This window comes from Bariatricus sp. TF06-38A (genome assembly GCF_027690675.1).
In the GTDB taxonomy this organism is placed as follows: domain Bacteria; phylum Bacillota; class Clostridia; order Lachnospirales; family Lachnospiraceae; genus Allocoprococcus; species Allocoprococcus comes.
The window spans coordinates 1-8,260 of sequence record NZ_JAQFCE010000048.1 but is presented as its reverse complement, the minus strand read 5'-3'; the positions used below and the strand labels follow the sequence as shown (position 1 = coordinate 8,260).

Below are 8,260 nucleotides of genomic sequence, written 5' to 3'. Positions count from 1 at the left end.
TGGATTCCCTGTGCATCTGTTACTACATACTTAAATTCTTTCATGATAAATTCTCCTCGTCTTTTTCTTTCATTTTTAGTTTACTTTTTTTACAGCGTTTTGCTTGCCAAAGCGACGCCATTATTAAAACAGCTTTCGCTGTTCTATTCTACTGTATCTACGGCAAATAGTGGATCGCCAGCTTTAACTTCTCCCGTCGCAAGGAGACGTACTCTCTGATTCTCTTCCAGTTCTGTACAAAGTACCGGTGAACAAAGAGACGGTGCATGCGAAGTCAGGAATGGAATATCGATCTTCATAAGCGGATCCCCCTTCTTCACTTTCTGACCATTTTCTACAAATACTTCAAATCCTTCACCGTTCAGAGATACGGTATCAATACCGATGTGAAGCAGCATGCCAAGTCCGCTTTCTGTCTGGAACCCAAGTGCATGCTTTGTTTCAAATACGAAAAGCACTTCTCCATCTTCCGGTGCACAGATCACAGCATCTTCCGGTGTAACAACAGCTCCGTCACCCATCATTTTTCCTGCAAATCCTTCATCCGGACAGGTTGTAATATCGCCTGCCATACCGGTGATCGGACTAGATACAACAATTGTATTTACCACTTTTTCCTGGGTTTCATTATTTTCATTTACAGTATCTGTATTTTCTTCAGCTGAATTCTCTTCTGACACAGCAGCGCTCTCATAATATTCATCCGGAGCTGTTTCCAGATAATCTTCCAGTTTAGACTTAATCACAGTTACCTGTGGACCATAAATGATCTGGACACCCTGTCCCTTTTTCACGATTCCTCTGGAACCTGTTGTCTTGATGATCTCATCATTTACGCGGGCTGCGTCATGAACTGTGATACGAAGTCTTGTTGCACAACAATCCACATCACTGATATTTTTCTTTCCGCCAAGCCCCTGTGTGATTGCCTCACTTACCGGATCTGCGGTCCCTGTATTCCCTGCTGTTTCTTTTCCTGCTTCTTTTCTGGCATTTACATCTGCCTTTGTATATAATTTTGTCTCTGTATCATCATCTTCACGTCCCGGTGTCTTGAAGTTAAACTTTTTGATCAGGAAACTGAAGATAAAGTAATACAGGAAGAAATAAATAATTCCAACCGGAATGATCCGAAGCCAGCTTGTCTTTGCATTTCCCTGCAGGATACCGAAAAGGAACAGATCCAGAAAACCACCAGAGAAGGTAAGTCCTACTGCTATATTCAGGATATGCGCGATCATGTAAGCAGAACCTGCAAGCACTACCTGTACAGCAAAAAGTGCCGGTGCAACAAAAAGAAATGAGAATTCCAGCGGCTCTGTAATACCCGTCATCATGCAGGCAAGTGTTGCAGAAAGGAGAAGTCCTCCTGCCTGTTTTTTCTTTTCCGGTTTTGCACAGCGGTACATCGCAAGTGCCGCTCCCGGAAGTCCGAAGATCATAAAGATAAATTCACCTGAGAAATATCTGGTCGCATCTGCGCTGAAATGTGCGATATTTGCAGAATCAGCAAGCTGTGCAAAGAAGATGTTCTGTCCTCCCTGTACCATCTGTCCCGCAATTTCCATTGTTCCACCGACTGCTGTCTGCCAGAATGGCATGTAAAATACGTGATGAAGTCCGAACGGAATCAAAGCTCTCTTAATAATACCAAAAATCAGGGTTCCCAGATATCCGCTTCCGGTTACCAGTCCGCCAAGTGCATAAATTCCATTCTGTACAACCGGCCAGGCAAAATACATTCCAATCCCAACAAACATGTACACCAGTGTAGAAATGATCGGAACAAATCTGGACCCTCCGAAGAATGATAACGCATTTGGAAGAACGATTTTGTGAAAACGGTTATGCAGAGCAGCAACACCAAGTCCTACAATAATACCACCAAACACACCCATCTGTAAGGACTGGATTCCGCAAACAGAAGTGATGGTTCCTTCCAGTACATTCGAAGCGATCGTTCCATCTGCGGTAATCTCTCCTGTGATCACAAGCATTGCATTGATTGCAACATTCATAACAAAGAATGCGATCAATGCAGAAAGTGCCGCTACTTCTTTTTCTTTCTTTGCCATACCGATTGCAACTCCAACCGCGAAAATCAGTGGCAGGTTGTCAAATACAGCACTTCCTACTTTGTTCATGATAATGAGTAACGAATTCAGGATGGTTCCGTCTCCTAAAATTTTCTCCAGACCATAAGTCTGGATTGTGGTAGCATTGGTAAACGAGCTACCGAATCCCAGCAGCAGACCCGCTACCGGAAGAATTGCGATTGGAAGCATGAAGGATCTTCCAACTCGCTGCAATACGCCAAAAATTTTGTCTTTCATTGCATGTACTCCTTTTCCTCAAGAAATTTTAATTACCTGGCTTATGCCTATGATATTATTTCCTTTCGTGGAAGCCTTTTATCCGAATTTTTGACGCAAAAAAGGCACTAACCCCACACAAATATCAAAATAATATCTATGTATGGTTAATGCCTGCCGTACAGTTACACACCAAAATCTGTAACTTACAATAATTTATTTTCCACTAAATGTCAAGCCTTTTCTGAAATCTTCTTTTTATAATCCTACGGACTGCACTAAAAGAATCAGAAGCATCAACGGTGCAATTACCTTGATCATTGCAACATAAAGCTTTTCTCTGCCAAACCTGTATCCGCCAAGTGTCACTTCATCGATGATCACTTTTGGTTTTACAACCCATCCGATCAGAATACAGGTAAGCAGTGCCACCATCGGCATCAGACAGTTATTGCTGATATAATCCATCACGTCCAGAATCTGCGCTACCGTGCCGTTCGGAAGTTTCAGTTCGAAATAAAGCTTGTTGTATCCAAGACATACGATCACACCAACGATCATTCCATATAAAGTAGTCAGGATCGTTCCTTTTTTTCTGGATACATGGAATTTATCCATCATGCTTGATACGATTGCCTCCATAACAGATACAGAAGAAGTAACCGCTGCAAAAGATACCATCAGAAAGAATACAATTCCTACCAACACTCCTGCTGCCCCCATTGCTTTAAATACTTTTGGCAGAGATACAAACATCAGTCCCGGTCCTGCAGACATTCCTTCGGTTCCCATAAAAGTATAAACAGCCGGAATGATCATAAGTCCTGCCAGAAGCGCTACAAGCGTATCAAAAAACTCAATCTGGTTGATCGACTTCATCAGATTGGTCTCTTTCTTCGCATAGGATCCGTAAGTAACCATAATTCCCATCGCCACGCTGATCGAGAAGAAAAGCTGTCCCAATGCATCCATCACAACCGAAAGGAAACTTTTAACCGTCATCCCTCTAAAATTCGGGATCAGGTAAATCGCCAGTCCCTGCATACCGGTTCTTGTCACTCCATCTGCATTTGTATGTTTCAGGGTAAGGGAAAATACAGAAATTCCCGCAATCAGTACAAACAGGATCGGCATCAGAATCTTACTGTATTTTTCAATTCCTTTATTTACTCCTTTATAAACAACCATTGCCGTAATAAACACATAGATCAGCATCCATATGATCGGCTGTCCGACCTGTGTAATATAGCCTGTAAAATATCCGTCTTCTGCTGCCTGCGCCCCATGACCTGTGAGAAATGCCGACAAATATTTGAGTACCCATCCACCAATCGAGCAATAATATGGAAGAATGATAACCGGTACTGCACATGCAAGCACACCGATTTCTCCCCATCCTTTATGCATCTGTTCATATGCAGTAAGCGGACTCTGTCCTGTCTTACGTCCAATCGCGATCTCTGTTGTCAGCAACGTAAACCCAAAGGTAAGTGCCAGTACCACATAGCACAGAATAAACACTCCGCCTCCACCTTTTGCTGCCAGATACGGGAATCTCCAGATGTTCCCCAGCCCGACTGCACTTCCCGCAGCCGCCAGCACGAATCCGATCGAGCCGGTAAAATTACTCCTCTTCTTTTCCATCTTTTCTACACTCCTTTTACAGTGGTGCCTCCGTACACACCATCTCCAGCTTTTTAATAATATGATGTGAGTGTCAATAAGTATCAATTGCTTATTTGTGCGAGCACAAACGCAATTGATACTTTTGACATTTACATCATAATATAGAAATTATATTTTTCTATAAGCCAAAAACACCTCCGCCGTATGGCGAAGGTCCCTTCTTTAGCTTTCTTCTTATTTTAACAATCGGATATAGGAAAGTCAATGGAAGTATTTTACTCATTTTCTTGATCTTTTTTACACTGGGGCAGGCTCTCACCTGCCCCTTTATGAGTAGTATATCAATAATTTTTACAAAACGTCTTATTTATGCAGTTGCCGGAAGAACACGGGATAAGAATAACTGCGTCCTTCTCTCTCTTGGTGCTGTAAAAATTGCATCCGGTCTGCCTTCTTCAACAACATATCCGTCTGCCATAAAGATGACCCGGTCTGCCACATCACGTGCAAAGCCCATTTCATGTGTTACAACGATCATCGTCATTCCTTCTTTCGCAAGAGATTTCATAACATCAAGTACATCTCCTACCAGTTCCGGGTCCAGCGCCGATATCGGCTCATCAAACAACAACGCTTTCGGTTCCATTGCCAGTGCTCTTGCAATAGCAACTCTCTGCTGCTGTCCACCTGAAAGTGTACTCGGATATACATCCGCTTTATCCTTTAATCCTACCTTATCCAGAAGTTCCAGTGCTTTTGCATGCGCTTCTTCCTTATTCATGTGTTTGGTAAGGATTGGTGCCATCATAACATTCTGAACAACGGTCTTAAGCGGAAACAGATTGAATTTCTGGAAAACCATTCCGACTTCCTCACGGAATTTGCGGATGTCACAATTCTTATCGAGAAGATTCTTTCCCTCATACTGTACGGTTCCGCCTGTCGGTCTTTCAAGCTGATTGATGCATCTTAAGAAAGTACTCTTTCCCGATCCGGAAGGTCCGATGATACAGACCACTTCACCTTCATTGATATCAAGATTGATATCCTTTAATACCTCCAGGTTCCCAAATTTCTTCGACAAATGATTTACTTTAATCATACCAATCACCTCATTTTCCTTTCTATCTGTTTCTGGACAATTATCAGTACCGAAAGTATCACCAGATAAAACGCTGCCAGTGCTGTGTATGTAGGAATTGCTTTAAAGCTCAACGCTGCATACGCCTGTGCCTGATGCGTGATCTCATTAACCGCAATCGCAGATAAAAGTGCGGTATCCTTAACAGAAATGATAAACTGGTTAAATAATGCCGGAAGTGCCGCTTTAAATGCCGGTGGGATAACCAGATGAATCATCGTCTGTGCACTTGTAAGTCCAAGTGATGCACCTGCTTCTTTCTGTCCCGGATCAATGCTCATCAACGCACCTTTTACAATTTCTGAAATAAATGCACCGGAATTCAGTGCGATAACGCCAATTCCCACTGCAGTGCTTCCAATATCGACACCCAAAAGCTTCGGAATTACAAAATATCCGTATAAAGCCTGCACCATAAGTGGTGTCGCACGAATGATCCAGATGTAAACTTCTGCAATTGCTTTCCCTATTTTATATTTCGACTGAAGCAGGTATCCACAGAGGCTTCCGATCAGGAAGCCAATTGTGATACCGACAACAGCAATTAAAATCGTAAGTTTTAATCCCTCAAACATCATTGGAAGTAAAACATTCAAAAAAGTCATATCCATATACTATCTCATCCTATCTTCTTTTTAGTTGCTGTCTGTTCTTTGATTATTCACACCATTTCGCATAGAGTTCATCTGTTGTGCCATTATCGATCAGTACTTTTACAGCTGCATTGATTTCATCATAATATTTGCATTCTTTAGAAATTGCTACGCAATACGGTGCCTGGCCCTGATTAAACTCATCCCCGACTACCTCCAGATTGCTGTCCGGTGTTGTCTTAATATAGAAATATGCTCCAGGTCCATCCTGAATAACAGCATCTACTTTTCCCTGCTCCAAAGATTCATATGCAGTTGTGATCGTGTCATGTACTTCGAGCGTTGCACTTGTAAGGTTCTTGCTTGCATAAGTATGAGATGCGGTTCCCTTTTCAACGGCTATTTTTTTATCCTTCAGATCATCAACACTCTTAATTCCTTTATCGTCATTTTTATTTACCATAACGACCTGACCGGAATCACAATAGATATCACTGAAGTCCATAACTTCTTTTCTTTCATCTGTTGCACAAAGTGCTGCTGCTCCGATGTCCAGTTTATTTTCAGCAAGTGAAGTAGTAAGTGCCGAATAATCCATTGCCTGGAGGCCACCATCGATTTCGAATCCCAGAAGCTCCTGCAGATCATTTAACAGATCAACATCATATCCGATCAGCGTCTTTCCGTCCGCAGACACTCTCTCGTTCCCGGGATTGTTTGAGAAATTACTTTGCACTTCTGATTACTTTCTTTTCTGAAATACAAAAAGGATGCCGCATCTGATGCGACATCCTTGTCTGTTCTGTTCTTTATGAACTTGTGATTATTTTACCGTACTTTCACACTTTAGTCAATGAAACTTTTATCCAAAATTGCCAGTTTTATATGTTTCTTTTAAGTAAATTTTCACAAAATTGATTTTCTATAGTATATGTGTTACACTATTTCCAGATTCAAACTGACTGCAAAGGAATTCCTGCGCAAAAAGAATACAAAAAAGGAGATTACAAAAACTATGAGTCTTAACAGCACCCCTTCTGCAGATCGTGTACATATCGGTATCTTCGGTCGCAGAAATGCCGGAAAATCCAGCATCATCAACGCTATCACCGGACAGAATCTTGCCATTGTATCTGATGTTCTCGGAACAACTACCGATCCGGTTCCAAAGGCAATGGAACTTCTTCCCCTCGGACCTGTCGTGATCATTGACACCCCGGGGCTTGACGACATCGGAGAACTCGGTGAACTGCGTGTTAAAAAAGCCTACCAGATTTTAAACAAAACAGATATCGCTGTTCTGGTAATCGATGCCTCTCTTGGCATGACACCAGAAGATTTATCCATCTTAAAGAAAATACAGGATAAGAAGATCCCTTACGTTGTGGTAAAAAATAAATCTGACCTCTGCTCTTCTGCTGAAAATGGCGCAGTCTGTCCAAATCTGGATTCTATGTCGGATGCTTCTTTTCATATAGATGCTTCCAACAGTATCGAAGTCAGCACAGTAACCGGATACCATGTTCATGAATTAAAAGAACTGATCGCAAGCCAGGCTCCGGAAGAAGATCAGGATAAATATCTCGTCCGCGATCTTTTAAATCCAAATGATTTTGTCGTTCTGGTCGTCCCGATCGACTCTGCCGCCCCAAAAGGACGTCTAATCCTCCCGCAGCAGCAGACCATCCGCGATGTACTGGAGGCTGGTGCAATCTCTATTGTAACCCGTGACACAGAATTGAAGGAAACACTTTCGTCTCTTGGCAAAAAGCCACGCCTTGTCATCACCGACAGCCAGGCATTTGCCAAAGTGTCTGCCGATACACCGGAAGATATTCCACTGACCTCTTTTTCCATCCTGCTTTCCAGATACAAAGGGAATCTGAAGCTTCAGGTCGAAGGCGCACAGATGCTGGACAAGTTGGAAGATGGTGACAAAATCCTCGTCTGTGAAGGCTGCACCCACCACAGGCAATGTGATGACATTGGAACAGTGAAGCTTCCTCGCTGGATCCGCCAGCATACCGGAAATAAAGACCTGCACTTTGAATTCACAAGCGGGACTGAATTCCCGGTAGATCTCTCACCTTATAAACTCATTATTCACTGTGGTGGCTGCACCCTGAACGAACGCGAAATGCAGTATCGCCTCAAATGCGCCGAAGATCAGGGCGTACCGATCACGAACTACGGAACCGCTATTGCTCACCTGAAAGGAGTATTGGAGCGGAGTCTCATACCGGTTAGAGGAAGTTTGGAATAAGGTTACGGGCGAAGCAAGGACGAGGTGACGGTTTCACGCCGGTCTTCATCGCCTGCATTCTGTAAAATTTAATCGGGACGGAAGTTGCGACACCGGACTGATTCGCTGGAAAATCTGATGATTTTCCGGCTCAGGCAGTCCTCAGATTCCGTACTTGTAGTACGAAATCTGGTCACAATTTCCGTCTCGATTAAATTAACAGACTGCACGGCTCTTACGAATGGCGTGAAACCGTCACCTCGTCCCCACTTCACCCTTATGTTATTCAAAGCTTCCGCATTGGGGCTGTGAAAAAAGAATAGTCCCGAAAAAAAAGAAAGACCAA

At 42.9% G+C, this 8,260-nt stretch carries 6 protein-coding genes; 1 reads left to right on the top strand and 5 read right to left on the bottom strand.

Going from position 1 to position 8,260, the window contains the following annotated elements; genetic code table 11:
* Window positions 1–143: 143 nt before the first annotated feature.
* The 5 genes from PG418_RS18775 to PG418_RS18755 form a co-directional block, all read right to left on the bottom strand.
* Entirely contained in the window at window positions 144–2,333 is a 2,190-nt protein-coding gene (locus PG418_RS18775) for a PTS sugar transporter subunit IIABC (RefSeq protein WP_498837865.1), read from the bottom strand.
* 237 nt (window positions 2,334–2,570) lie between these two features.
* Window positions 2,571–3,956: a sodium-dependent transporter gene (locus PG418_RS18770; protein ID WP_498837864.1), complete on the bottom strand. Its 1,386-nt coding sequence runs from the start codon at window positions 3,954–3,956 to the stop codon at window positions 2,571–2,573.
* 349 nt (window positions 3,957–4,305) lie between these two features.
* On the bottom strand, window positions 4,306–5,049 hold the full coding sequence (locus tag PG418_RS18765) for an amino acid ABC transporter ATP-binding protein (protein ID WP_498837863.1): 744 nt from the start codon (window positions 5,047–5,049) through the stop codon (window positions 4,306–4,308).
* Entirely contained in the window at window positions 5,046–5,690 is a 645-nt protein-coding gene (locus PG418_RS18760; RefSeq protein WP_008368496.1) for an amino acid ABC transporter permease, read from the bottom strand. The genes PG418_RS18765 and PG418_RS18760 overlap by 4 nt, the downstream gene beginning before the upstream one ends.
* A 46-nt stretch (window positions 5,691–5,736) precedes the next feature.
* Window positions 5,737–6,369: a transporter substrate-binding domain-containing protein gene (locus PG418_RS18755; RefSeq protein WP_227120763.1), complete on the bottom strand. Its 633-nt coding sequence runs from the start codon at window positions 6,367–6,369 to the stop codon at window positions 5,737–5,739.
* 318 nt (window positions 6,370–6,687) lie between these two features.
* Here PG418_RS18755 and hydF point away from each other — a divergent pair, with 318 nt between their 5' ends.
* Entirely contained in the window at window positions 6,688–7,935 is a 1,248-nt protein-coding gene (hydF, locus tag PG418_RS18750; protein ID WP_008368499.1) for a [FeFe] hydrogenase H-cluster maturation GTPase HydF, read from the top strand.
* Window positions 7,936–8,260: the final 325 nt, after the last annotated feature.

Excerpts from the sequence above, each read along its gene's own strand:
- PG418_RS18760 (WP_008368496.1), bottom strand. The coding sequence starts at position 5,690 with ATGGATATGACTTTTTTGAATGTTTTACTTCCAATGATGTTTGAGGGA.
- PG418_RS18770 (WP_498837864.1), bottom strand. The coding sequence starts at position 3,956 with ATGGAAAAGAAGAGGAGTAATTTTACCGGCTCGATCGGATTCGTGCTG.
- hydF (WP_008368499.1), top strand. The coding sequence starts at position 6,688 with ATGAGTCTTAACAGCACCCCTTCTGCAGATCGTGTACATATCGGTATC.
- PG418_RS18775 (WP_498837865.1), bottom strand. The coding sequence starts at position 2,333 with ATGAAAGACAAAATTTTTGGCGTATTGCAGCGAGTTGGAAGATCCTTC.